Origin of the sequence: Mycobacterium sp. (assembly GCF_004298145.1) — a bacterium.
Lineage (GTDB): Bacteria > Actinomycetota > Actinomycetes > Mycobacteriales > Mycobacteriaceae > Mycobacterium.
In genome coordinates this window covers 286,519-311,218 of the sequence record NZ_SCRH01000038.1, presented here as the reverse complement: position 1 = coordinate 311,218, position 24,700 = coordinate 286,519, and the positions used below count along the sequence as shown (strand labels likewise).

Sequence of the window (24,700 nt, the reverse complement as noted above, 5' to 3'; positions counted from 1 at the left end):
ACAGGTGGCTGAGCCGACCATCCTGCTGCTGTCGACATCCGATACGGACCTGATCAGTGCCCGCTCCAGCGGGAAGAACTATCGGTGGGCCAACCCATCGCGGCTGTCGGAGGACGAACTGCCCGACCTGCTGGCCGACGTCGCCATCGTGGTGGTGCGGATCCTGGGCGGTTACCGGGCCTGGCAGAGCGGCATCGACACCGTGATCGCCAGCGGCGTGCCCACGGTGCTGGTCAGCGGCGAGCAGGCCGCCGACGCCGAGCTGACCGGCCTGTCGACACCGGCGGCCGGCATCGCGGTACAGGCGCATATCTATCTGGCCCACGGCGGCGTCGATAACCTACGCCAGCTGCACGCCTTCCTCTCCGACACCGTGCTGATGACTGGGTTCGGGTTCAGCCCGCCGGTGGTGACGCCGACGTGGGGCGAGCTGGCGCGGCCGAAGGCCAGCGATACCGGGGGCCCGACGATCGCGGTGCTGTACTACCGCGCTCAGCACCTGGCCGGCAACACCGGCTATGTCGAGTCGCTGTGTCGGGCTATCGAGCATGCCGGCGCGCGGCCGGTACCCGTCTACTGCGCGTCGCTGCGCACCGCCGAACCCGAACTGCTGCAACGACTGAGGGACGCCGACGCGATGGTGGTGACCGTCCTGGCCGCCGGCGGACTGAAAGCCGCGACGGCGTCCGCTGGCGGCGATGACGACAGCTGGAACGTCGAACACCTTGCCGCCCTGGATATTCCGATCCTGCAGGGACTGTGCGTGACCAGTCCGCGTGCCCAGTGGTGCGCAAATGACGACGGGCTGAGCCCGCTTGACGTCGCCAGCCAGGTCGCGGTGCCCGAGTTCGACGGCCGCATCATCACGGTTCCGTTCTCCTTCAAGGAGATTGACGAGGACGGCCTGATCTCCTACGTCGCGGACGCCGAACGATGCGCCCGTGTCGCGGGGCTGGCGGTGCGGCACGCTCAGTTGCGCCACGTCGCCCCCGCCGACAAACGGGTCGCCCTGGTGTTCTCGGCCTATCCCACCAAGCACGCCCGGATCGGCAACGCGGTGGGGCTGGACACGCCCGCGAGCGCCGTCGCGCTGCTGCAGGCGATGCGCGACCGCGGGTACCGGGTCGGTGACCTGCCGGGCGTCGAGGCGAACGACGGCGACGCTCTGATACACGCGCTGATCGAGCGGGGCGGCCAAGACCCGGACTGGCTCACCGAGGGGCAATTGGCGGGCAACCCGATCCGGATGTCCGCCACGGACTACCGCGCGTGGTTCGCGACCCTGCCCCCGGAATTCACCGACGCCGTCGAGACGCACTGGGGACCGCCGCCGGGGGAGCTGTTCATCGATCGCAGCAACGATCCCGATGGTGAAATCGTCATCGCCGCAATCCAATCGGACAACCTTGTGCTGATGGTGCAGCCGCCCCGGGGCTTCGGGGAAAACCCGGTCGCCATCTACCATGACCCCGACCTGCCGCCCAGCCACCACTACCTGGCCGCCTACCACTGGCTGGACGCCGGATTCGGGTCGCACGCGGTGGTGCATCTGGGCAAACACGGCAACCTGGAATGGCTGCCGGGCAAGACGCTGGGCATGTCAGCGGCCTGCGGACCCGATGCCGCGCTGGGCAGCCTGCCGCTGATCTACCCGTTCCTGGTCAACGACCCCGGCGAGGGCACCCAGGCCAAGCGGCGCGCGCACGCCGTGCTCGTCGACCATCTCATCCCGCCGATGGCGCGCGCCGAAAGCTACGGCGACATCGCGCGTTTGGAGCAGCTGCTCGACGAGCACGCCAACGTCGCCGCGCTGGATCCGGGCAAGCTACCCGCCATCCGCCAGCAGATCTGGACTCTCATCCGGGCCGCGAAGATGGACCACGATCTCGGGCTGACCGAGCGTCCCGCCGAGGATTCGTTCGACGACATGCTGCTGCACGTCGACGGCTGGCTATGCGAGATCAAGGATGTCCAGATCCGTGATGGCCTGCACATCCTGGGCCAGAAGCCAACGGGGGAGGCCGAACTGGACCTCGTGCTGGCGATCCTGCGCGCCCGCCAGCTGTTCGGCGGCGAGCACGTCCTTCCCGGCTTGCGGCAGGCGTTGGGTCTGGCCGAGGACGGCACCGACGAACGGTCGGCGGTCGACCGGGCCGAGGCCGCCGCACGGGAGTTGGTTGCCGCGCTACAGGCCTCCGGCTGGGATCCCGATGCGGCCGAGCGGCTCACCGACAACACGGAGGTCGCGTCGGTGCTCCAGTTCGCCGCGACCGAAGTGGTGCCCCGGCTGGCCGGCACCTCCGCCGAGATCGACCAGGTACTGCGCGCCCTGGACGGACGGTTCATCCCGGCCGGCCCCTCGGGGTCACCGCTGCGCGGGCTGGTCAACGTGCTGCCCACCGGGCGCAACTTCTACTCCGTCGACCCCAAGGCGGTGCCGTCCCGTCTGGCCTGGGAAGCCGGTGTGGCACTGGCGGATTCGCTGATCACCCGCTACCGCGAGGACCACGGGCGGTGGCCGCAATCGGTAGGGCTGTCGGTGTGGGGCACCTCGGCGATGCGCACCGCCGGTGACGACATCGCCGAAGTCCTTGCGCTGCTGGGTGTTCGGCCGGTGTGGGATGACGCGTCGCGCCGGGTTGTCGACCTCGCCGCGATTCCCTTGGCCGAGCTGGGCCGCCCGCGCATCGACGTGACGGTGCGGATCTCCGGCTTCTTCCGGGATGCCTTCCCGCATGTGGTGACGATGCTCGACGACGCGGTGCGGCTGGTCGCCGGCCTCGACGAGCCCGCCGACGACAACTACGTACGGGCCCACGCCCAGGCTGATCTGGCTCAGCACGGCGATCAGCGCCGTTCGACCACAAGGATTTTCGGCTCCAAACCGGGCACCTACGGCGCCGGGTTGCTGCAGCTCATCGACAGCCGCAACTGGCGTGATGACGCCGACCTCGCCGCGGTGTACACCGCGTGGGGCGGGTTCGCCTACGGTCGCGACCTGGACGGACGCGAGGCGGTCGACGACATGAACCGCCAGTACCGGCGTATCGCGGTGGCCGCCAAGAACACCGACACCCGCGAACACGACATCGCCGACTCCGACGACTACTTCCAATACCACGGCGGCATGGTGGCCACCGTGCGGGCGCTGACCGGCCAAGCGCCGGCGGCCTACATCGGCGACAACACCCGGCCCGATGCGATCCGCACCCGAACCCTGTCGGAGGAGACCACGCGCGTGTTCCGGGCCCGGGTGGTCAATCCGCGCTGGATGGCGGCGATGCGCCGGCACGGATACAAGGGCGCGTTCGAGATGGCCGCGACCGTGGACTATCTGTTCGGCTACGACGCGACGGCTCAGGTCATGGCCGACTGGATGTACGAACAGCTCACCGAGCGCTACGTGTTGGACCCGGAGAACCGGAAATTCATGGCGGAGTCGAATCCCTGGGCGCTGCACGGCATGGCCGAACGACTGCTGGAGGCGGCCGGCCGCGGCATGTGGGCGCAGCCACAACCGGAGACCCTCGACGGGCTGCGCCGGGCGCTGTTGGAAACCGAGGGCGATCTGGAAGGCTGATCGACACGTGTTCGAAGCCCGGCACCGAACGTGCGGCTGGCCGCACCCTCGGCACCGAACGTGCGGCTGGCCGCACATTCGGCACCGCTGAAACGTCAGATGAAGTCCGACCCGCCGTCCACGTTGACCGTCGCGCCGGTGACATAGCCATTTCGCCGTGATGCCAGGTAGGCGGTGATGGAGGCGACCTCTTCGGGAAGGCCGGCACGGCCGAGGTCGCAGGGCTGGTGAAAATTGTCGTCGATCCAGGTCATGACGTCGACCGGATTGGTGGCGTCCAGACCGTCGGCGGCGAGGATGTCTTTGAGCACCTCGGTGAAGCTGGCGGTCACAATGGTCCCCGGGCACACGCAGTTGACGAGGATACCGTCCTTGGCAAGGCTTTTCGACAGATTCTTGGTGACGCTGGCCAGCGCCGCCTTCGATGCTGTGTAGGCAACGATCCGGGGGTTCTGGCGCTGAATCGAATGCGCGGACAGCGTCACGATGCGGGCCCAGTCCGCGGAGCGCAGCAGCGGCAACGAGGCGCGAATCGATCGAACAGCCGACATCGTGCCGAGGGCGAACGCCTCGTCCCATTGTGTGTCGTCCATGTCCTCGAAATAGCCGTCGCCCGGCCCAATGGTGTGGACGAGGCTGTTGAGTTGCCCCCAACGGTCGGCGACTGCGGCGAAACCGTCGGCGATGGATGCGGGATCAGCCATATCCACGCTGATTCCCACGGCATCCGGGGCACCGGCCTCGCGGAGCGACGTCACGGCGGCATCGAGCGCACCTTGGCTCCTGGCCATCACCGCCACCCTGGCCCCTTCGGCCGCAAGGGTTTCGGCGATCGCCAGCCCCATTCCCTTACTGCCGCCGGTGACCACGGCCGTCGATCCCGCAAGACCCAGATCCATCGCCAATCCCTTTCGATCACGTCAACACAACTGGTCGATCACCTCAGCCGCCACGCCTAGCCCGCGCAGGCAGAACCGTTGAATGCTCCGGCGTAGATCGTCGCGATCACCAGCGCCCTTCGCCCATTGCTGGTCGATTCCCGCCCACACCACCCCGTGGATGAACTGGGCGTGGTTCACCGGATCGACCTGGTGAAAGGCGCCGTCCAGTAGGCCGCGTCGAATTGCGTCGCGCAGCGGTGCGAGCATCTGGGCGTATGCGGGCTGAACCACACCGGGGGACGCGAAGATCTGCGATTGAGCCTCCAGCGACAGGCGCCGCAGATCGTTTCCGATGCCCTCGTCGAATGCCAGGTCGAGTCTTCCATCGATCCATGCCGCGACTGCCTCGACTTGTGTTGCGGCACCGGCCATTCGACGCCTGAGCCGCCGCATTTCGGTGCGCGCGCTCTCCAAGAAGACCGCGGCAACCAGTTCGTCCTTGGAGCCGAAATGCCGATAGAACGCTCGCGTGCTCAACGCGGCCCGTGTCAGGACCGCGGCGATGCTGAGCCCTTCGACTCCATGCTCGCGCAGCGTTGTCGATGCCGCGGCCAGGATCTGGCGGCGAACCGTCGGATCAGGACCCAGCTTCTCGCGTCGCCGCGTGCGGGGAGCGCTCACCCAATCACGCCGTCGCGTCGTAGCAGGCCAGATAGTCCGCAAACCGCTCGCGAACGCCTTCGGGTGTCAGGCCGTAGTCGGCCAGGTCATAGTCATGTGCGCCGCGGGAGCCCGGTCGGTGCTCCGCGGCCCAACGCTCGACGGAAGAAAGGGTGCCGTCGGTGAAAGGCAAGCCCAGGGCGTCATAACTGGTTTGCAACGTGCCTACCGGATCGGACTGCAGATCGGCGAACGAGACGTCGGCGAAACGGTCGTCGCCCATCCGGCCGCGGAAATCCATAGCACGCCGCACGCCTTCCGCCCAGCTGTCGACTTGCTCGGCGCCGAGTTCTTTGTCATCGGTGCGGTCGCTGCTCCAGCTGCGCACATATCGGATGAGGCTGCACACGGATCCCATCACCATGGCCGGATCGCGATGGCTCCAAAGGAATTTTGCGTTCGGGTACGCCTCGACCAGTGCATCGAGGGCGAACATGTGCACCGGAGTCTTCAAGTGCCACAGCACCGGCGGGCAATGCCATTGCAACAGCTTGAGCACTCGCCGATGGAAGGTGTAGGTCCCGCGCATGTCACAGCCCATCAGCCACGCGAGGTATCCGGGCGCGCGAACGGCGCCGTCGAAGTGGAAGGTGCGGAAGCTCATTCCCATGAGGTCTTGGCATTCGGTCGGGGCAGTGGGCTCGGAGTTATACAACGTCTTCATCAACGGGAACATGTCGTCGAGCATCTTCAGGCCGGCCTCGGCCTGTGCGATCCTGGGGTCGCTGTGCTGGGTCGCGGCCTCCGGCGGCGGGGCTGGTGCCTGGGATTCCCACATCCGAAGTGAGCGGAACTGGGGATCGGCGGCCACCAGTTGGCTCAGGGCTGTGGTTCCGGTGCGGGGCAACCCGATGACAAAGACGGGGCCACCGACCACCTGGTCGTCGATCTCGGGATGTTGCCGGTAGGTGTCCTCTACCTTGAGCCGCTGGATCAGGGCGTTGCTGACGGTGGCGTGCTGGATGACCCGGCCCATCTCGTTGAGACCGGCCTCGACGTTCAGCGCCTCGACGATGCGCTCGAGTCCCTCGCGGTAGTAGGGCGAGCCGAAGTTGTCGAGACCCGTTGCCGCGCGGGCCCCATCCTCCAACTCGTCGGCGTCGAATGTCATCTCCCGAACCTTTCGTGCACGGCCCAGGCACGTGCCGCGAGGGCCGATCTGCGCTCTTCGCGACTGACTCTTTTTGTATCCGAGGGCAATTCCGTGTCGAGATCGGGGAAGGGCACGAGTCGCGTCGTCGGTGTCGGCGCCGTCTCGGTCCGCACGCAACGAAGGATGATCGGGCCGTTACTGTGGCCGGCGGTGTCGAGCCAATTCGCCACACCGGGATCGCGTTCACAGAGCACCACACGCACCAAACCATCGGAATCCACCACGGCCTGATGGGCATTCAGGCTCGACTGGTGGCGCCCGTAGTGAATCGTCTCCCACCACGGATTGCCGATGGAAAAGCTCCAGTAAATGCCCTCTGGCGGTTCCACTTCCACGATGAGCGCCTCGTCCGGCCGCAGCTCCCAGCGGCCGATCACCGGCCTGTTCTCCGCCGCCGCCCCCATATCGGAGCGGTCGATGGGGGGCAGGAAACCGTTGGGCGGTGCGGCGGCGCCAAATTGCAGAAAGAATGTCAGGTTGTCGCGAACGAAGTCACCGAGGGCGACCAGCTGCCTGGACGCCGCGACGTCCGCTTCGACCGGACGGATGGTGGCCGCCATTGCGTCACCGAGCCGCTCGATGCGCAGTGACGATGCCACCTCGACATCCCAGTCGTAGAAAAAGTGCCGCACGGTCAACGTGGGGTGCTCACCGTCGATGCGCATCCAATTGCCCGCTCGCCCCGTCTGTTCCGAGGCCGACAGCACCACCTCGAAGTTCCCGTCGGCATCCGTCTCGAGTTCGTCGACCAGCTCGTTCGCCGTTGCCGCGATGCCGTTCATCGTCTGTAGCCCGACGTAGCGTGCGGTGCCGCGGTTGCCGAACAGTCGATAACTTTCCCCGCCGCGAAGCACGGCACGGGTGTAAAGGCAGTCCGGGCACTCCATTCCCCAAGTCACGATGTCATCGGTGCTGGTGCGTTGAACGCGCAACATCGGATCCGGATCGAACCGCAACACTTCGTCTATGCCGGCGGCGAGCAGAACCAACAGATGCCGGATTCCGGCGGCGCGGTCGACCCGATTGTGATTCACCGGGTCGGATTCGACGATCTGTGCTGCTTCGCGCAGCCGAGTGAGCAGATGTGACCATGCCTGGCTCAGGTTGGCGCTATCGGATTCGGTCGACAACGCCGCCTCGGCGATGGAGAACGGCAGCCACGCCAGCGGCTTGTTGGGATCGCTCACGACTCCTGCTTCGATCGGTGTTCGAAAGCTCTTAAGTGAAAATATTATTTTCGTTTAAGGTGTCATGACTATGTCAGCTGGGTGCTGAGAATGTCAACGTTGAGTCCGCGCAGCGGTAGGTTGACACCGTGACACCGACCTTCGCCGATCTCGCCAAGGCGCAATACATCCTGCTGACCACGTTCACCAAGGACGGCAAGCCCAAGCCGACGCCGATCTGGGCGGCCTTGGACCAAGACCGACTCCTGGTCATCACCCAGGAAAAATCGTGGAAGGTCAAGCGAATCCGCAACACGCCCCGCGTCACGCTGGCCACCTGCACCATGAACGGCCGCCCGACCAGTGAGGCCGTCGAGGGGACCGCCGTCATCCTCGACAAGTCGCAGAACGCCGCCGTCTACGACGCGGTCGGCAAGCGTTACGGCGTCGTGGGAAAAGTGTTCAACTTCTTCAGCAAGCTGCGCGGAGGCATGGAGAACAACGTGGGGCTCGAGCTGAAAGCGGTTTGAACCCAGGGCGCCACGGCCACCTTCCTCATCCCGACCCCACACCGCGACTTCGACCCGACCGAGGTCGCGGTCAGCTGGAGCATGCTGACCCCTTCGCTCGCGCAGTCGACGCAGTTGGCTACTAGTGTCGGCGCCGAGCCTCCGCAATCAGCAATAGAGGTAAATCTCGATCATCGGTACCGGATTGTTCGGTGTTCTACCCTCGGTTGGATATGCGTTCGCCCGCAATGGCGCAGGGTAAGCCCGTGTAGGCCACCGCCTTCGCCGTTGCTGCAGCGCTGTGGCGCATAGTCGTGCCGTATCACGCCCCAAAGCTTTTTCTCCACGTTGCTGCCGAAGGCCTCTGACGAGACTGTCAGCTGAACGTTCAGTGGCCGGGCGGATGCGGGGCCGCTGCGCACCTTGGTTGCCTAGATTCAGGGAGCCGCTGGGGCGCTTCAGCTTCGCGTTGAGCGCCCGCGAGTGGTATGGGGGGCGCCCAGATCGCCCGCCCTCGACGAGCCCACCTCCGCTGGCGTCCCACCTAGCGTCGCGGGCTGCCGGCGGGTGTGCCTGTGGAATCGAAAGGCTCCGTGCGGCAAGGGCTCAGTGGGCGTGGAGACGCCGAGATGGCCCCGGGGGGTTGCCCGAGATGGCATCCCTTGCTGGGCATCGCCCTGTCCACTAACCCCCATCGCAGGCCGGCCGTTCTATCGAGCGCGGCTCGGAGCCAGGCTGCGGGAGATCGCCGCATCCAGTGAGAAGGCGACGTCGAATTGGAATCACATTGATCTCGATGGCCAAGCTGTCGCACTGGCGACGTTCGGCATCCACCCCGCGTACGCCCTCCATGCCTTGATCGGCGGCAACTCGGAGGAGAACGTTCCCGAGCGGATCACCAAACTGCTGTGGTCCGGCTTCGCCGGAACGATGGCCAACTGAAACGGCGGGTGCCCAGGAGTGCCCAACCGCGTTCAAGCGCTAACTGCGGCCTGCTTTGAACTAAGGACATGAGCGATGCGGGAGATCAACATCTGGTGGTTTCGCCATCACCACGGAGTTGTCGCCACCCCCTTCGTTGCCATGAGCTGGCATCCAAACGGCCATCGGAGAAAACAATGCCCCATTTGACGGGCGGCGCCACTCACTTTCGCGCATTATCACCGTTGCAATGGTCGTTGCCGATCGCTGCCAACAGCCAATCGAGTCCGGTTTCGAAGTGCTTTTCCGTGGTCCACGCACCGAAATCGGCCGCGAGTTCATGGATATGAGGGAAGTCGGATTCGGGCAGTGCCTGCAACGCGGTCAGGTGATTACTGGGGTTCGCAGCCGTGCGCGCTCGCTGCTGCACGGTGAAGCCGAATGTGTAACTCTGCAGTGCCGCGACGGCCGCGATGGCTGTGTCAGGCGCGAATCCTGCTCCACGCAAGACCGCGAGCATCTGCTCGGCTGACCGCATCGCGCGGACGGTGCTGACAGGCTGAGTGGATAGCACAGCAGTCAGCCCCGGGTGGCCGAGTAGGGCGCGATGGATCGCCAGGAAAGCGTGCCGCAGTTGCGTATCCCACGGCTGACCGGAGTCAGTATCGGTCGTGACCGACCCCAGTGCCCGGTCAATCAGTCCGTCCACGATCTCCTCACGGGTGTTCACGTGTCGGTAGAGACCGGTGGCAGATGCGCCGAGTTCCTCGCCGATGCGGCGCATCGTGACAGCTTCCAGCCCATGTGCGTCGGCCACGCGCAGCGCCGCGTCGATGATCAGCTTCTTGTTGAGTTCGCCCCGCCGAAGGGCACGGCTTGACTTGGCCACCAAGCTAGCGTACACATGTTCGCGTGGCGCACTTGCGTACACCTGTTCGCAACGACAGAGAGGTGTCCGGGATGGCCGAGGTGCATGCGGCGGGCGAGCGCGATGCACTGGTCACCGGCGCCAATACCGGGATCGGGTTGGCGTGTGCCCTGCGGCTGGCGCGTTCGGGATTTGCGGTTACGGCAACCGTGCGATCCGAGGATAAGGCGCGTGCGGTCCACGACGCGGCCCGTGGCGTCGGAGTCGAAGTTGATACCGAGCTGCTAGAAGTGACTGATACTGCGGCCTGCGCGCGGCTCATCGCACATCGGCGACCGTCGGTTCTGGTTAACAACGCCGGTATCAACGCAGTCGCCGCCATCGAGGAGACTTCTGATGAGGACCTGCTGTCCATCCTGGCGGTCAACACGGTGGCGCCAATACGTCTAGCCCGGCTTGCGGTGCCGCACATGCGGGCGCGCGGCGGTGGACGGATCGTCAACGTGTCCTCAGCCGAAGGCCGGATCATGCTGCCGTTGCTGGGCGGCTACCAAGCATCCAAACATGCGCTCGAAGCGATGACTGCAGCGCTGCGGGTAGAGACCGCACGAGATGGAATCCGTGTCAGTTCGGTTCAACCGGGCAACGTCGATACCGCCATCTACGACAAGGGTTTCTGGGTCGATGAGCACTTCCATCAAGGCTCGCGCTACGCATGTGCCTATGAACGGCTCAAGAACCTGATGCGTGCTAACGGTCGGACGCAGTCGTCTCCGGACGCGGTAGCGGAAGTCATTGTCAAAGTTGTCACGACCCCGCACCCGAAGGCTCGGTACCTGGTGGGGCTCGATGCTCGGGCGCTCACCGCAACACACCAGCTCGTCCCCGCCCTATTACGAGAGCGGTTATACCGAAAAGTATTCGCGCTCTAAAGGATCTAGGTAGGAGAAATCGCGTATGAGTCGGTTTTCGTTTGTCGACGAAGGTGCCCACATTCCAGGGGACGACCACCTGTGGCAGGAAAGCCAAATCTTTATCTGGTGGGACGAGCGCCAGCAGATCGGCGGACTCCAGCGAGTTGGCCATATACCCAACCAACACAAGGCGAACTACTGGCACGGGCTGATGACTGGGGAAGGGTACCGCTACCTCACCGACGTACACGGATTGCCGCTTACAGCCGACGACCGTGATGCACGTGGCCTCGCATCCGGCGGACAAAGCATGCGGGCGCTCGATGAGCGGAGAGGTTCAATCGATTTCGCCGACGACAACACGGAGCTACACCTGCGGTACCAGGACTTCTACCCGATGGACGAGGTATGGGAGCAAGGCACAGGTGGGCACGTCGAAGCCGAGATGGCGGCAGCGCACTTTGAGACTTCCGGCCGAGTTACTGGCAACGTACGGATAGGCGAGCAAATCATCGATGTTGACGGGATGTTCCACCGCGACCATTCATGGGGACCTCGAGATTGGGAGTACCTGACCGGGCACCGGTGGGTAGTCGGAACAGCCGGTCCCCAATTCTCATTCTCATCGGCGACCATGCTGGGTAACCAGGACCTGGTTTCTGGCGGCTACGTCATCCGAAACGGCAAACGATACCAAGCAGAACTCCTCGATATCGTGATCGGGATCGAGCCCGACAACGTCACGGCGCGCAACGCCACGGTCACCTGGCAGCTCGCCGGCGGCGAGACAGTCATCATCGATTGCGAGCCAGTCGGCGGCTGGATGTTCGGTCACGGCAACTACCTGGAATCCGATCAACTTGGTCATTTCCAGGTCCGCGGCGAGGATATCACCGGATGGTGTGATATCGAGATGTCGATGAACCACCGGTTGCACAACCAGCCGGTGCGGCTCGCGGTCGCCGCGGCGCTGAAGCAGGGCGTCACCCAGGCAAGGGACCGCGTCGGCCTTTTCGAGGTGCTGGCTCGATGAGCAAGACTATGGCCGCCCCGGCAATGGTGGATTCGACGGAACATCTGACCGCCGAGTGGTTCACCGCGGCACTGCGAACCGGGGAAGTGATAGACACCGTGACGTCTGTGTCCAAGGCACGCGCAGAGGTGTTCGGCACCGGGCAGTTTGGGCTAGTCGTGCGCGCTGAGCTAGATTATCGGCCGACCGCGCACGACGCTCCCCGGTCGCTGATCGTCAAGTTGCCGTCATCGGATAGCGGCAGTCGGCAGCTGGGGACCGCCATGGGAGCCTATGAGGCCGAGGTCCGGTTTTACCAAAAGATCCTTCCGCGGGTTGCAGTTAGTGCACCGCGGCTGTATTGGGGTGACATCGATCCCGCTACCGGGCGTTTCACGTTGTTGATCGAGGATCTCTCCGCGGATTGGCGAGTCGGCGACGTGGTGCATGGCGGCACGTTCGAGCAGGCCCGTGCCGGGGTGGCCGAGCTGGTAAATCTGCACGCACCATTCTGGGGCGATCAGCGACTTGCTGCCTACGGCTGGCTTGCCGATCCTGGCCGCACACAATTTCTCTTCGATCAGATGCCAGCTGCACTGGCGCCGTTCCGGGAACGGTTTGGGCCGCGAATCAGTTCCGAGCATCTGCGGTTGGTGGAGCAGCTCCTGCCGCAGGCCCCCGAGTATCCCGTCCGCGCTTGGACCCGGCCGCACTCACTTATGCACGGTGACTACCGGCTGGACAACCTGCTATTTCAAGATACTGGCACCGGCTTGCGTGCCGCAGTCCTAGATTGGCAGGCGGTACGGTTGGGTCCGCCTCTGATCGACCTGTGCATGTTCTTAGGTAGCTGCTTTACTTCGGTTACTCGGCGCGAACACCAGGACGAGCTACTGCATCAGTACCACGATGGCCTGCTCAGCGCTGGCATCACGGACTTCTCGTTCGCTCAGTGCTTGGGCGCCTTGCGTGCAGGCTCGCTATATCCGTTCCTACTGCTTGCTGGTGCGTCCGTCATGATCGAGCAGACGGAGCGTGGCGATGCCATGTTCGCTGCCATGATCGAATCTAGTGCCGACCTGGTTCAGGACCTCGACGCTGCCACCGTACTCGGCGAATGAAACCACAATCCACATGACGAATCGACCCCGACCGATTAGGTGCTCGTGAAAAATATCGTTTCCAATCAACGCCGTGCTGACGGCATCCTCCACGGCCTCGATCCGAATGTGTCGCGCAGTTCCCTGCAGGGCTGGCTCGCCCGGATCCACCCTAGCGGGTGCGCACCGGCGGCCGGTCCTGTCCGAGTTCCGGCAGCATCCGGATCCACCAAAACAACTTTGCTGGTCGATGCCTCGATGCCTCGTGGCCCGGGGATACTCGGGAACTGGTGGTCCCGATCAAAAACGAGCCCGCGGGCCACTACCACTGCGACCTGTGCGAGGCCGAGTACCGGATCCTGCTCGACGACGGCGAGACATTATTCATCGACTGCGAGCGGTGGGGTGGGTGGATCGGCCATCGTCAGTGTCTGGGGTCCGACCAGATCGCTCGCCTTGAGGTTCGTGGTACCGACATTCAGGGCTGGTGCGACATTGAGGTGTCGATGAACCATCGCCTGCACAACCAGCCCGTCCGGCTCGCCGTCGCCGCTGCGCTGCAGCACGGGTTCTCCCAGGTGCGCAACAACATCGACCTCTTCGAGAAACTCGTCACGCAATGATCGACCTGGGCAAGGTCGGTGTATGGGCGGCCGGGCTGCGGTTCGCCGACCCCGGCGCGACCCGCGCGTGCGCAGCCGAACTCGAGGAACTTGGCTTCACTGCTCTGTGGCTTCCGGGCGGGGCTAATCCCGGCACTCTCGACGCGGCGCAGACGCTGCTCGATGCGACGCGCTCGATACCCATCGCCACCGGCATCGTGAACATCTGGATGGAAGACGCCACCGATCTCGCTGCGCAGGCCGCGAGGATCCAAACCACCCATCCGAGCCGACTCCTGCTCGGCGTCGGCGTCAGCCACGGACCCGTGGTGGGCGAGCAGTACCATCGCCCGCTCGCAGCAATGCGCGACTACCTCGACCGCCTCGATGGCGCGCCGGTACCTGTCCCGATCGAGCGCCGAATCATCGCTGCGATCGGCCAGCGAATGCTCGCGCTTGCCCGCGAGCGTGCCGGCGGGTCGCACCCCTACCTCATGCCCCCCGAGCACACCCATCGCGCCCGCGAGGCATTGGGTTCTGGCAAACTACTGGCCCCTGAGCAGACGGTGGTCCTCGAGACTGATTCAAACACCGCCCGCGCCGCCGGCCGGCAGTTCCTCGCCACCTATATGCAACTACCCAACTACGCAGACAACTGGCGTCGCGTCCTCGGATTCGACGACACCGATTTCGCCGATGGCGGCAGCGACCGGCTCGTGGACGCCCTTATCGCCTGGGGCGACGAGGAGACAGTCCTGCGTCGTGTCGAAGCCCACCTGCACGCCGGTGCAGACCACGTGTGCATTCAGGTGGCCGCACCGTGGGACCACGTGCCCATGGAGGAACTGCGCCGACTATCGGCGGCGCTCGTAGCCAAAGGAGCTGACTGATGTTTACCTCGGGAGACGCCATTCGCGCGATGTACGAAGCGGCTCTGGCCGGCGACACGGACGGTTTCTTCGGATACGTCCATGACGACCTCGAACTCTTCGAACCACCCTGCCTGCCCTACGGCAAGACCTACCGAGGCAAGGCCGGATTCGCTGAGTTGTTCCACGCCGCGACGCAGGTCCTCGACCTGCCCACGATGACCATCGAGAGCGTCATAAGCGAAGGCGAGTCCGTCGCAGCGGTCATCTCATGCAACCTACTGCACACCGGAGCCACCGCAACGATCCTCGAACAGTGGACAGTCCGCGACGGTCAGGTGATCTGGGGTCGGGTTTACTGGCACGACCCCACCCTTGCCACCGGGATCAGTGCCTGATGGGGTCCCGGCTAGCAGGAAAGGTCGCTCTGATCACCGGGGCGGCTGGCGGCCTGGGTCACGCGATGGCTCGCGCGTTCGCCGGCGAAGGCGCCAGCGTCGCGGTAGCCGACATCACCGGCGGCGAACGCGAGGTCGTCGCCGAACTCGGCGATGCCGCCCTCGCGATCCACTGCGACGTCAGTATCGAGGAAGACGTAGCTGCCATGGTCCAAGCGACGATCAACCGGTTCGGACGACTCGACATTCTGTGCAACAACGCAGGAATGGACGGCACCCTGGTGGGTACCGCTGAGATGTGCAGTGACAACTTCGATCGCGTTGTCGCGGTGAACTTGCGCGGCGTGTTCCTCGGCCACCGGTACAGCATTCCGGCCATGATGGCCGGTGGCGGCGGTTCGATCATCAACACCGCCTCGATCGCTGCACTCGGCGGCGTACCAGGCGCCGCCGCCTACAGCGCCACGAAGACAGGAATTCTCGGTCTGACGCGGGTCGCAGCGGTCGAGTATGCGGGTTCGGGAGTTCGCGTCAACGCGATCTGCCCCGGCCTGATCGAGACCGCCATGGTTGCCGGAGTCGGGTTGGACCACCCCATCATGAAAGCCGCCATCGCCGCGACCCCGATTGGACGCCTGGGCCGCCCCGAAGAAGTTGCTGCCACTGCGCTCTTCCTGGCCAGCGACGAGTCATCGTTCATCACCGGTATTGCAATGCCGGTCGACGGCGGATATGGGGCCATCTGACGACCGACAGTGAGTCATCCGAGAGCGCCGTGGCACACGCGAACGATCGGACGACGCCTCCTACAGCGTGGTCCGTCAGAGCGGAGGGGTCGACGCCGCGGACCTTTGGAAGTAGCCATACCGCTCCCGCGGTGAGTGCCAGTTTCAAACGGTAGGAGACCACCGGATCACGTGCCTGCCGGTACGGTTTGCGGCGATCGAGTGTGTGGGCCTTGCGGTACCGCAGGAAGGCGACGACAGTGCTGCTTCGGACCAAATCGCCACCGAGCCCGACCTCCCGGGAGGGGGACCCGCTTGGTGGTCGCTATGCGACTTGGGGCTGGTGGGTCGTGGTCCACTGTAGAGCGAACTCGGCCCGGGGTGAGTTCTCCGTGGGCGGAGTGGGGTCGGTTGATGTTGTAGTCGCATCGCCGGTCTTCGATGATCACGCGGGCTTCGAGCAGCGAGTCGAAGCGCCACGAGTTGAGCAGTTCATCACGGAGCCTGCCGTTGAATGACCCGATTCAGGCGTTCTGCCACGGCGAGCCGGGATCGATGAAAAGTGAACCGGCGCTATTGAATCGGCACCAATCACTGATCACGTGGGCCACGAACTCGGGACCGTTGTCGAAACGCACGTAGCGCGGCGCCCCATGTTTGAGGGCTAGGCGATCCAAGGCATCGACGACACCGTCGGCGTCGCTGGATCGATCAATGTGGATCAGGAGGGCTTCGCGGGTGAACTCGTCGATCACGTTCAACATTTTCACGGTGCGGCCGTCGGCGGTGGTGTCGAACTGAAAGTCCATCGCCCAGATGACGTTCGGACGGATCGGTGACATCGCGCCGACGGCGACACCGACACACCGGCGACGGTTTCAGGCGCATCGTGGAGCGGTGGATGCCCACCACAGGCTCGGCGTTGCGAGACCCCGAACCGGTCGCGCCGCACCTGCACGGCGCAGCGCTTGCGGTTCGGGGTTAGAAGTTTCCCGCCGAGATGCCCTTGAGCATGTCGATGTCGAGGGCCTGGTTGGCGACGAGCTTTTCGACGGCCTCGAGTTCCTTGAGCCGTTTGGCGTCGTTGGCCTTCAGGCCGCCGTACCGGGCAAGCCAGCGATCCCACGTCGACTCGGCGACTTTCGGACGTCGGCACACCTCATTGAGCTTCTGGCCGGCCGCGAGGAGTTCGTTGCCCTCGGCGAGCTCGCGGATGATCTGATCCGGCGTATGCCGCCGGCGCTTGTTCGATGCCATGTCGTTGTCGATTCTTCCCGCCCAAACACGTGGGCAACAGAGTGCACGACAACTGGACCACTAAGACGGACTCACCTCACCGCCTCCTGTGCTGTTGGCCGTTCCGTCCGGCCGCTGCCGTGGTCAGGGCGCGTGTCCTGGGGGGAACCCCAACTTGTCGTCGCGCGTCATGTACGCGGACCTGTTGGTGGCGAACGGAACTCGCGGGCCACTACACGCCCGGTCGGTGCCGTCACCGCAGAGGCCGCTGGTGAAGTAGGAGCGGTTCATGGTGTCTTGCGGCCATGTGACCGGGTGCGTCACCCACCACGCTGCGGGGACCGTATAGAGCAGGAAGGTGAGAGCGTGCACCGCGAACAGTACAGCCAGGACACGCGTTGCCGCGATGCGGCGCGGCGTGCCCCTCAGGCGCTCGGCACCCCGTTCGGCGAGGGTGTATCCGCGGTCATCGCGAAAGTAACGCAGTGCCGACAGGCCGGTGAACATCAGCCCGATCGGGACCATCTCTTCCACGGCGAACTTGTGGTAGGTGTTCGGGAACAAGACCCCGTGCCCGCCGGGGTAGGACCAGAAGCCCAACGGCATCCAGATCAAGCCTTCGGCAACCAAATCGACAAGGCACATCGCTGCGAAGCAGACGATGATCTGCTGCCAGACCTGGATGTTCTGCCAACGCTTTTTGACGGTTCGCATCACCCACGTTCCGAATACGACGCTGACGAATAGAAAGTAGACGTAGGAGGCGCCAATGAATACGATCGGCTCGGCGATCGTGTGGCCCGGGCCGCCGTAGGAGACCCATCCCGGAACGTCCTGCACCCACGAGCCGAAGTTGATCAGGTTCGTGTTGTAAGTGAACCAGTTGACGTAGTACGTCGAGAACGGGTCCTGGAACCACACCGTCGCGAATCCGATGATCAGCAACCCGTCGGTGGACGGCCTTCCATCACGCCGCCACGGCCGCACGACGAAGCGCCAGATGACGAACGCGGCCAGCAGAATGCCACCGACCTCGAACGCCCGCAGCGCGACGATCATCCAGCCCGGAGCCGGGGTCGGCCCCGGAGGGACTCGCTTGAAGTTCGGGCCAGTAATCCACCTCCCCCAAACATAAACCATGAGCAGGGCGACCAGCAGCCCGCCGAATGCCATCAGCTTGATCGGCGGTGTTCGCGCAGCATCGGCCGGAAGCCTGCCCCGCGGGGGCGAGCCCTTGCCTGTGGACGTGCCGCCTCTCGGCCGCGCCAAACGCTCGGTTGTCATGCAGATCACAATAATGCATTTACTATGTGCGTAACAACTATGTTTTAGGCGCTGCCCGGTGCGCGCGGTGGCGAGAGAATTCCACACTCGTGACCACAAATGTGTGAATGAGACACTGGTATGCGTGTCCGACGACTCCACGCCGCGCCGTCGTCGTACCCAGCGTGAACGCGTCGCCGAGTCCACCAGCCGGCTTGTTGCGGCCGCTATCCAACTGATCGCCGAGAAGGGCTTCTCCAACACAAGCATCGCTGAGATCGGCGAGCGGGCAGGCTACAGCCGCTCGATGGTGCAGTCTCGGTACCGGACCAAGGAGATGTTGCTCGAGTCGCTGCTTCGCGAGGAGTACGAGAGCCGGCTGCTGGATGCGCAGTCGACTGCGGGCACCGGACTCGAACAGTTATTAGGCCAGGTGGACCGCCTCCACAACGAAGTGGTGATCAATCCCGAACTAATGCGAGGCTTCTACGCCCTGTGCTTCGAATCCATCACACCGGTCCCCAGCCTGCGCGCCTGGATCACCGACTGGCTGGAACGCTACGAAGCCGCCACCGAGCAGGCGATCCAGACCGGCATTGCCGACGGATCGATCCGCCCTGACATCGACCCCCGCAGCGAGGCCCGCGCGTTCGTCGCCTCCGGGCTCGGTTACGCGTTCCGGTGGATGGTGGCTCCGACGATCGGCTACGAAGCACTGCTGCGCCAATGGCAAGGCGACGTCCGTAAAAACCTCCAGGCAGCTCCGAGCAGCCCTGCGGGTTAGCCGGCGGGGCAGGCATCGCGACGGCAGGGGACTCAGCCGCACTGAAGTGAGCGAGTATATGACCGTCGCACGAGCGCAGCGACGCTACGCCTTTGCTTCCGTTGCCAGATGCTCGCCGAAGAACGCGAAAACACGGTGCCAGGCGTCCTCGGTCGCGGCCTGGTCGTAGCCGAAACCGGTGATTCGAAGCAGGCCCTGGGCGGGCAGCTCGTTGGCGAAGCTGTGCCCGGCGCCGGGATAGACCTTCACATCGGCGGTGATGTTCTTGTTGGCGATGGTCTCGCGCAGCTTCTCGGGCGCGCCCCGTCCCAGCGGGTCACGGCCGCCGAGGCTGGCCACAATCGGGCATGCTCCGTCGAGCGTCTTGTCGAGGTTGCGGGGCAGGGGAGTGCTGTAGAACGGCGCGGAGGCTCCGAAACCCTTGGGAGACATCACAAGTGCGAACTGGCCGCCCATACAAAAGCCCGCGATGCCGACCTGGCCGGAACATTGCGGCATGCCTTTGAGGTGGTCGCGGGCGGCCAGGATGTCGTCGATAGCTCGGCCGCGCTGTGTCTGCAGCTCCTTCATGACCCGGGTGATGCAGCGGATGCGGCCGCCGCGGGCGTACATGTTCGGGGTGAGCGCCAGATAGCCCGCCCGGGCGATGCGGTCGTTTGTCGACTGCTTGTCGCGGCCGTAGCCGAACGCGTCGTGGATCACCACCACTCCCGGCCATGGGCCTTCTCCCGCAGGAGTACTCAGTAACGCATCGATCGGTCCGCCGGGGGTATCGATCTGAATCGTCGTCATAGCGTCATCTAACTGCAATCGCGAGGGATCGCACCACGGGAACTTGGGCGCGGTCCGCGGACGTTGGCCTGGCATGGTGTCGCGGCTGTTGCTCATTTATGCCGTCGTCGAACTCGCGGTGATCTTCGCGTTGGTGTCGACGATCGGATGGGGTTGGACCCTGCTGGTGCTGTTGGCGACGTTCGTGCTCGGGTGGGGCATCGTGGCCCCGATGGCGGGCTCGCACCTCATCCGCCGGATCGGCCAATTGCGTTCCGGGTTGACCGAACCACGCAACGCGGCCGGCGATAGCGCGCTGGTCAGTTTGGCCGCGCTTCTCGTTCTCGTTCCCGGGCTGGTGAGCACGGCGTTCGGCTTGTTGCTGCTCATCCCGCCGGTACGGTCGGCCGCCGCTCCCGGATTGGGCGCCATGGCGGTGCGCACGCTGCAGCGGCGAATGCCGGGGATCAGCTACGCGACCGCTTTTCGCGCCGACTCCCATCCGGCGTCCTCTCCGACCGGGGCTTACCCGGGTGATGGACGCGGCCACGGCGACTACATCGACGGCGAGGTCATCGATGTCCAGGACGTCGAGCCGCCCGTTCGGGCCCGACGCTTCGACGGGCGCTGAGCCGCCGGTCGGGCCGCACCGTGCACACCCGCTGACCGTTATCGCCATCCGAACAGTTGCACGTAGTTTTGGCGTGTGTCCCATAGTCCCGCTCGCCCCCTCGCCGCTGCGCGGCTGGGAGGTACCTCCTCCTCAGGCCGCTTCACGGCCTGCATCGTCGCGGGACGTGACCGATAGCCCCGCCCCGGTGACCCTGCTGGTCAACGGCCGGGTGCACAGTCCCGCCCAACCCGATGCGACCGCGATGGCGGTCCGCGGCGGCGTCATCGCGTGGCTGGGTAGCGACGAGGTCGGCCGCAGCATGTTCCCCGATGCCGAAATCGAAGACGTCGACGGTGGTTTCGTGGCGCCGGGATTCGTGGACAGCCACATCCATCTGACCGCCACCGGGCTGACCCTGAGCGGGCTGGACCTGCGCCCGGCCGGATCGCGTGCGCAATGCGTCCAGATGGTTGCCGACTACGCCGCCGCCCACCCGGGCCAACCGGTGTGGGGGCATGGCTGGGATGAGACGTCGTGGCCGGAGAACGCGCCGCCCAGTACCGGTGACCTGGACGCCGTCCTCGGTGATCGGCCCGCCTACCTGGCCCGCGTGGACGTGCACTCCGCGCTGGCTTCGACGGGGCTGCGACAGCTCGTTGCGGAACTCCCGACGGCGGCCGGTTTCAGCGCCGTGCGGCCGCTTGTCGGCGACGCACACCATCTGGTCCGGGCCGTCGCCCGGGACTTGCTGACGGCCGAACAGCTCACCGAAGCCCAAGCCGCGGCACTCGAGGCCGCCGCGGCGGCCGGCATTGTCGCGGTGCACGAATGCGCCGGACCCGAGATCGGCGGGCTCGACGACTGGCTGCGGCTGCGTGCCGTCGATCACGGTGTCGAGGTCATCGGATACTGGGGTGAGCCGGTGAGCACCGCCGCCGAGGCTCGGGAGTTGATGGACGCGACCGGAGCCCGCGGGCTGGCGGGTGACCTGTTCGTCGACGGGGCACTCGGATCGCGCACCGCCTGGCTGCACGAGCCGTATGCCGACTCGCCGGACCACACGGGAACCTGCTATCGGGACCTCGGCGCCGTCGAGGCGCACCTGCGGGCATGCACCGAGGCCCAGATCACCGCCGGATTCCACGTCATCGGCGACGCAGCCGTCGCCACGGTGGTGAATGCCTTCGAGCGGGTCGCCGCGGATCTCGGGCCGGTTGCCGTCGCCCGCTGCGGGCACCGCCTCGAGCACGTCGAGATGGTCAACGCCGATCAAGCCGCCAAACTGGGTCGGTGGGGCGTCATCGCCAGCGTGCAGCCCAATTTTGATGCGCTATGGGGCGGCCCCGACGGCATGTATGCGCGGCGGCTCGGCGCCGAGCGAGGCAGTCGGCTCAACCCCTTTGCGCTGTTAGCATCCCAAGGCGTGCCCCTCGCGCTAGGTTCCGACGCCCCGGTGACGGGCTTCGACCCGTGGGTGAGCGTGCGCGCCGCGGTCAACCATCGCACCACGGGCAGCGCGATCTCGGCGCGGGCCGCGTTTGCTGCGGCCACCCGCGGCGGGTGGCGGGCGGCCGGTGTCCGCGACGGTGACGCGGGCACATTGGTGCCGGGTGCGCCGGCGTCGTACGTCATCTGGGATGCCGGCGAGCTGGAGGTGCATGCGCCGCGCGACACCGTGCAGCGCTGGTCCACCGATCCGCGTTCCCGAGTGCCCGCATTGCCCCGCGTGGGCCCCGACGATGCCCCACCGCGGTGCCGGCGGACCGTGCATCGGGGCGCTGTCATCCATGGCTAGGCACTGGCGCGGCGGCGAACCCCCGGACCAAGACGAATCCCCGGACCAAGACGAATCCCCGGACCACACCGCTGCGGCCGACCCGATCAGCGACGAGGCCGAATCGGAGCGCGACGAAGAACCCGCCGCCGTTCACGCCGCGGAACCGGAACGGCCCGACGAGCGCGCGCGGCTGACCGATCGAGCGGAGACCGCGCCGCGGCGGGCGGTGACGGGGCTGACGGCCGCACTGATCGGCAGGCTGCCCGCCGCCCAGGCCGCGCTGCTGCCCCGGCTGACCCGGTTGATCTGCGCCGTGGTGGGCGGCCTGCTGCTGTGCGCCAGCTTCCCGACGCTGAACTGGTGGTGGGGAGCCGTCGTCGCCGCGGCGTTGCTGGGGTGGGTGCTGACTCACCGCGCCACGACGCCGGCGGGTGGGCTGGGCTATGCGTTCCTCTTCGGGCTGGCGTTCTACCTGCCGCTGCTGCCGTGGGTCGGGCTCCTGGTCGGGTCCGTCCCGTGGATCGCGCTGGCGACCGTGTCGGCGCTGTTTTCCGCCGTCTTCGGTCTGTTGGCCGTCCTCGTGCGCCGCCTCCCCGGCTGGCCCATCTGGTTCGCGCTGGTGTGGGCGGCCGGGGAGTGGCTGAAGTCGGTGTTCCCGTTCGGTGGCTTCCCGTGGGGTTCGGTGGCCTTCGGCCAGACGCACGGGCCGTTCCTGCCGCTGGTGCAGCTCGGCGGCGTCGCGCTGCTGTCGATGGCGATCATGCTGGTGGGTTTCAGCGCGACCGCCATCGCGCTGGAGATCCTGAAGTGGTGGCGCTCGGGTCATCCGGTGCGCGGCGACGCCGACCGGGCCGAAGCCGAGCCGCCACCGCCCGCGGTGGTGCTGCCCGGCGTCTGCATCTGTCTGGTGTTGTTCGCGTCGGTCATCGTCTGGCCGCAGGTGCGGCACGCCGGCACCGGCTCGGGTGGCGAACCCTCGGTAACCGTCGCGGCGGTACAAGGCAACGTGCCGAGGCTGGGCTTCGAGTTCAACGAACAGCGACGAGCGGTGCTCGACAACCACGTCCGGGAGACGCTGGCGCTGGCCGACGACGTGCGCGCCGGGGCCGCCCCACAACCGCAATTCGTGATCTGGCCGGAGGACTCATCGGACATCGACCCGCTCGTCAACCCGGATGCGGCGCTCGAGATATCGCAGGCCGCGGCGGCGATCGGCGCCCCGATCCTGATCGGCAGCGTGCTCGAAGTCCCGGGGCGCCCTCCGGAGGATCCCCGCTACACCAACACCATGATCGTGTGGAATCCGGCCACCGGCCCGGCCGAACGCCACGACAAGGAAATCGTGCAGCCATTCGGTGAGTACCTGCCGATGCCGTGGCTGTTCAAACACCTGTCGGGGTACGCCGGCCGCGCCGGAAGCATGGTGCCCCGCCCGGGTAGCGATGTGGTGCACATGGCAGGGGTGCCGGTCGGGGTCGCCACCTGCTGGGAAGTGATCTTCGACCGAGTCCCGCGACACGCTGTCCTGGGCGGCGCCCAGCTGCTGGCTGTGCCGGCCAACAACGCCACCTTCAACAAGACGATGAGTGAACAGCAGCTGGCATTCGCCAAGGTCAGGGCCGTCGAGCACGATCGCTATGTGGTGGTCGCCGGCACGACGGGGATCAGCGCCGTGATCGCGCCGGACGGTGCCGAGTTGGCGCGCACCGACTTCTTCCAGCCCGCGTATCTGGACATGCAGGTGCGTCTCAAGACCAAGTTGACGCCGGCAACCCGCTGGGGGCCGTTGGTGCAGTGGATCATGGTCGCGGCGGCCGGGGCGGTCATTTTGGCCGGGATACGGCACAATGGATGGTTCCCGCGTCCGATTCGTCTCAGGTCCAGATCCTCGGGTCGATCGACACGTCCTTCCGAAAAGGCCGGTGCGACCCCGGGCACACACCCGCCCGACGAGCACGACTCAGACACCGCCGCCGACGAGGGCGGGGATCGCACGCCGGCAGCTGACGGCGGGTGACGACACTCCGTCCCGCCGGGACGGCCGACTTTCTTTTTGATTTCGGGCCACACAGAGGAGCTACATGACCACCGGCCAGCCGGCGCCCCACGCCCCGGGCAATCGTCCCAGCCAGCGTGTCTTGGTGATCATCCCGACCTACAACGAGCTGGAGAACCTGCCGGTGATCCACCGGCGGCTCAAAGACGCCTGCCCGCAGGTGCACCTGCTCATCGTGGACGACAGCAGCCCCGACGGCACCGGCCGGCTGGCCGAGGAGCTGGCGGCAGCGGACTCCGGCCGCACCCACGTCATGCACCGCACCGCCAAGGACGGCCTGGGCGCGGCGTATCTGGCGGGCTTCGCCTGGGGATTGAGCCGTGACTACTCGGTGCTGGTCGAAATGGACGCCGACGGCAGCCACGCGCCCGAACAGCTGCACCGCCTGTTAGACGCCGTCGACGACGGCGCCGATCTGGCCATCGGCTCGCGCTACGTCGACGGCGGGACGGTGCGTAACTGGCCGTGGCGCCGCTGGGCGCTGTCCTGGACCGCCAACACCTATGCACGGCTGGCGCTGGGCATCGGGGTGCACGACATCACCGCCGGTTACCGCGCCTACCGCCGCGAGGTCCTCGAGGCGATCGACCTCGACGGCGTCGACTCCAAGGGTTACTGCTTCCAGATCGATCTGACCTGGCGCACCATCTGCAACGGCTTCACCATCGTCGAAGCGCCCATCACGTTCACCGAGCGCGAACTCGGCGTGTCCAAGATGAGCGGTTCGAATATCCGCGAAGCGCTGGTCAAGGTCACCCGATGGGGTGTCGAGGGCCGCAGGT

Annotated in this window: 20 protein-coding genes and 2 pseudogenes; 14 read left to right on the top strand and 8 right to left on the bottom strand. The window is 65.8% G+C overall.

What is annotated here, in order from left to right:
* Nucleotides 1-4 precede the first annotated feature (4 nt).
* Nucleotides 5-3,580 carry a cobaltochelatase subunit CobN gene (gene cobN / locus EPN51_RS15100; RefSeq protein ID WP_293043925.1) on the top strand — a complete coding sequence of 1,192 codons (3,576 nt, stop codon included), beginning with the start codon at nt 5-7 and terminating at the stop codon, nt 3,578-3,580.
* Nucleotides 3,581-3,675: 95 nt separating this feature from the next.
* Here cobN and EPN51_RS15095 read toward each other — a convergent pair whose 3' ends face one another.
* Genes EPN51_RS15095 through EPN51_RS15080 form a run of 4 tightly spaced genes read right to left on the bottom strand, consistent with a single transcriptional unit; the run spans nt 3,676 to nt 7,521 of the window.
* Nucleotides 3,676-4,479 carry an SDR family NAD(P)-dependent oxidoreductase gene (locus EPN51_RS15095; RefSeq protein WP_293043923.1) on the bottom strand — a complete coding sequence of 268 codons (804 nt, stop codon included), beginning with the start codon at nt 4,477-4,479 and terminating at the stop codon, nt 3,676-3,678.
* 21 nt (nt 4,480-4,500) lie between these two features.
* Nucleotides 4,501-5,142: a TetR/AcrR family transcriptional regulator gene (locus EPN51_RS15090; protein ID WP_293043921.1), complete on the bottom strand. Its 642-nt coding sequence runs from the start codon at nt 5,140-5,142 to the stop codon at nt 4,501-4,503.
* Between the two features lie 4 nt (nt 5,143-5,146).
* Complete coding sequence (locus EPN51_RS15085) at nt 5,147-6,292, bottom strand: sulfotransferase (protein ID WP_293043919.1); 1,146 nt, start codon at nt 6,290-6,292, stop codon at nt 5,147-5,149.
* Nucleotides 6,289-7,521, bottom strand: a complete 1,233-nt coding sequence (locus EPN51_RS15080; protein ID WP_293043917.1) for a DUF1214 domain-containing protein — start codon at nt 7,519-7,521, stop codon at nt 6,289-6,291. Before EPN51_RS15080 ends, EPN51_RS15085 begins: the two co-directional genes overlap by 4 nt.
* A gap of 128 nt (nt 7,522-7,649) precedes the next feature.
* On the opposite strand from EPN51_RS15080, the gene EPN51_RS15075 reads away from it, so the two are divergent.
* Nucleotides 7,650-8,030 carry a PPOX class F420-dependent oxidoreductase gene (locus tag EPN51_RS15075; RefSeq protein ID WP_293043915.1) on the top strand — a complete coding sequence of 127 codons (381 nt, stop codon included), beginning with the start codon at nt 7,650-7,652 and terminating at the stop codon, nt 8,028-8,030.
* A 594-nt stretch (nt 8,031-8,624) separates the two neighbouring features.
* A complete protein-coding gene (locus EPN51_RS15070; protein WP_293043913.1) occupies nt 8,625-8,951 on the top strand; it encodes a hypothetical protein in 327 nt (108 codons plus the stop codon).
* Nucleotides 8,952-9,153: 202 nt separating this feature from the next.
* Here EPN51_RS15070 and EPN51_RS15065 read toward each other — a convergent pair whose 3' ends face one another.
* Nucleotides 9,154-9,861 carry a TetR/AcrR family transcriptional regulator C-terminal domain-containing protein gene (locus EPN51_RS15065; RefSeq protein WP_293043911.1) on the bottom strand — a complete coding sequence of 236 codons (708 nt, stop codon included), beginning with the start codon at nt 9,859-9,861 and terminating at the stop codon, nt 9,154-9,156.
* A 29-nt stretch (nt 9,862-9,890) separates the two neighbouring features.
* Here EPN51_RS15065 and EPN51_RS15060 point away from each other — a divergent pair, with 29 nt between their 5' ends.
* The 7 genes from EPN51_RS15060 (at nt 9,891) to EPN51_RS15030 (ending at nt 15,439) form a co-directional block, all read left to right on the top strand.
* Nucleotides 9,891-10,730 (top strand): SDR family oxidoreductase, encoded by an 840-nt coding sequence (locus tag EPN51_RS15060; RefSeq protein WP_293043909.1) that lies wholly within the window; start codon nt 9,891-9,893, stop codon nt 10,728-10,730.
* A gap of 25 nt (nt 10,731-10,755) precedes the next feature.
* Entirely contained in the window at nt 10,756-11,745 is a 990-nt protein-coding gene (locus EPN51_RS15055) for a hypothetical protein (RefSeq protein WP_293043907.1), read from the top strand.
* Nucleotides 11,742-12,845, top strand: a complete 1,104-nt coding sequence (locus tag EPN51_RS15050) for a phosphotransferase (protein WP_293043906.1) — start codon at nt 11,742-11,744, stop codon at nt 12,843-12,845. Before EPN51_RS15055 ends, EPN51_RS15050 begins: the two co-directional genes overlap by 4 nt.
* Nucleotides 12,846-13,114: 269 nt before the next feature.
* Entirely contained in the window at nt 13,115-13,447 is a 333-nt protein-coding gene (locus EPN51_RS15045) for a hypothetical protein (RefSeq protein WP_293043905.1), read from the top strand.
* Complete coding sequence (locus tag EPN51_RS15040; protein WP_366509441.1) at nt 13,444-14,316, top strand: LLM class F420-dependent oxidoreductase; 873 nt, start codon at nt 13,444-13,446, stop codon at nt 14,314-14,316. Before EPN51_RS15045 ends, EPN51_RS15040 begins: the two co-directional genes overlap by 4 nt.
* Nucleotides 14,316-14,693, top strand: a complete 378-nt coding sequence (locus EPN51_RS15035) for a nuclear transport factor 2 family protein (protein ID WP_293043904.1) — start codon at nt 14,316-14,318, stop codon at nt 14,691-14,693. Before EPN51_RS15040 ends, EPN51_RS15035 begins: the two co-directional genes overlap by 1 nt.
* Entirely contained in the window at nt 14,693-15,439 is a 747-nt protein-coding gene (locus tag EPN51_RS15030; RefSeq protein WP_293043902.1) for a glucose 1-dehydrogenase, read from the top strand. Before EPN51_RS15035 ends, EPN51_RS15030 begins: the two co-directional genes overlap by 1 nt.
* Nucleotides 15,440-15,743: 304 nt before the next feature.
* On the opposite strand, the pseudogene EPN51_RS15025 reads toward EPN51_RS15030, so the two are convergent.
* Together EPN51_RS15025 and EPN51_RS15020 are read right to left on the bottom strand one after the other, a co-directional pair.
* Nucleotides 15,744-16,675: pseudogene (locus EPN51_RS15025) on the bottom strand (integrase core domain-containing protein).
* A 123-nt stretch (nt 16,676-16,798) separates the two neighbouring features.
* Entirely contained in the window at nt 16,799-17,938 is a 1,140-nt protein-coding gene (locus EPN51_RS15020) for a spirocyclase AveC family protein (protein ID WP_293043900.1), read from the bottom strand.
* 124 nt (nt 17,939-18,062) lie between these two features.
* Between EPN51_RS15020 and EPN51_RS15015 the strand changes: the two genes are divergently transcribed.
* A complete protein-coding gene (locus tag EPN51_RS15015) occupies nt 18,063-18,701 on the top strand; it encodes a TetR/AcrR family transcriptional regulator (RefSeq protein WP_293043898.1) in 639 nt (212 codons plus the stop codon).
* Between the two features lie 84 nt (nt 18,702-18,785).
* On the opposite strand, the gene EPN51_RS15010 is transcribed toward EPN51_RS15015, so the two are convergent.
* Nucleotides 18,786-19,493, bottom strand: a complete 708-nt coding sequence (locus EPN51_RS15010; protein ID WP_293043896.1) for a dienelactone hydrolase family protein — start codon at nt 19,491-19,493, stop codon at nt 18,786-18,788.
* Nucleotides 19,494-19,566: 73 nt separating this feature from the next.
* Between EPN51_RS15010 and EPN51_RS15005 the strand changes: the two genes are divergently transcribed.
* The 3 genes and pseudogenes from EPN51_RS15005 to lnt form a co-directional block, all read left to right on the top strand.
* The gene (locus EPN51_RS15005; RefSeq protein WP_293043894.1) at nt 19,567-20,103 is read left to right on the top strand and encodes an FxsA family protein; all 537 of its coding nucleotides are present in this window, start codon (nt 19,567-19,569) and stop codon (nt 20,101-20,103) included.
* A 244-nt stretch (nt 20,104-20,347) separates the two neighbouring features.
* Entirely contained in the window at nt 20,348-21,880 is a 1,533-nt protein-coding gene (locus EPN51_RS15000) for an amidohydrolase (RefSeq protein WP_293044091.1), read from the top strand.
* 217 nt (nt 21,881-22,097) lie between these two features.
* Nucleotides 22,098-24,696, top strand: a pseudogene (gene lnt, locus EPN51_RS14995) (apolipoprotein N-acyltransferase); the annotation flags it as partial.
* Between the last annotated feature and the right edge of the window lie 4 nt (nt 24,697-24,700).

What these genes read in the sequence shown, in the direction of transcription:
- EPN51_RS15095 (WP_293043923.1), bottom strand. Translation starts at nt 4,479, where the DNA reads ATGGATCTGGGTCTTGCGGGATCGACGGCCGTGGTCACCGGCGGCAGT.
- EPN51_RS15085 (WP_293043919.1), bottom strand. Translation starts at nt 6,292, where the DNA reads ATGACATTCGACGCCGACGAGTTGGAGGATGGGGCCCGCGCGGCAACG.
- EPN51_RS15060 (WP_293043909.1), top strand. Translation starts at nt 9,891, where the DNA reads ATGGCCGAGGTGCATGCGGCGGGCGAGCGCGATGCACTGGTCACCGGC.
- EPN51_RS15055 (WP_293043907.1), top strand. Translation starts at nt 10,756, where the DNA reads ATGAGTCGGTTTTCGTTTGTCGACGAAGGTGCCCACATTCCAGGGGAC.
- EPN51_RS15050 (WP_293043906.1), top strand. Translation starts at nt 11,742, where the DNA reads ATGAGCAAGACTATGGCCGCCCCGGCAATGGTGGATTCGACGGAACAT.
- EPN51_RS15040 (WP_366509441.1), top strand. Translation starts at nt 13,444, where the DNA reads ATGATCGACCTGGGCAAGGTCGGTGTATGGGCGGCCGGGCTGCGGTTC.
- EPN51_RS15035 (WP_293043904.1), top strand. Translation starts at nt 14,316, where the DNA reads ATGTTTACCTCGGGAGACGCCATTCGCGCGATGTACGAAGCGGCTCTG.
- EPN51_RS15030 (WP_293043902.1), top strand. Translation starts at nt 14,693, where the DNA reads ATGGGGTCCCGGCTAGCAGGAAAGGTCGCTCTGATCACCGGGGCGGCT.
- EPN51_RS15020 (WP_293043900.1), bottom strand. Translation starts at nt 17,938, where the DNA reads ATGACAACCGAGCGTTTGGCGCGGCCGAGAGGCGGCACGTCCACAGGC.
- EPN51_RS15010 (WP_293043896.1), bottom strand. Translation starts at nt 19,493, where the DNA reads ATGACGACGATTCAGATCGATACCCCCGGCGGACCGATCGATGCGTTA.
- EPN51_RS15005 (WP_293043894.1), top strand. Translation starts at nt 19,567, where the DNA reads ATGGTGTCGCGGCTGTTGCTCATTTATGCCGTCGTCGAACTCGCGGTG.
- EPN51_RS15000 (WP_293044091.1), top strand. Translation starts at nt 20,348, where the DNA reads ATGGCGGTCCGCGGCGGCGTCATCGCGTGGCTGGGTAGCGACGAGGTC.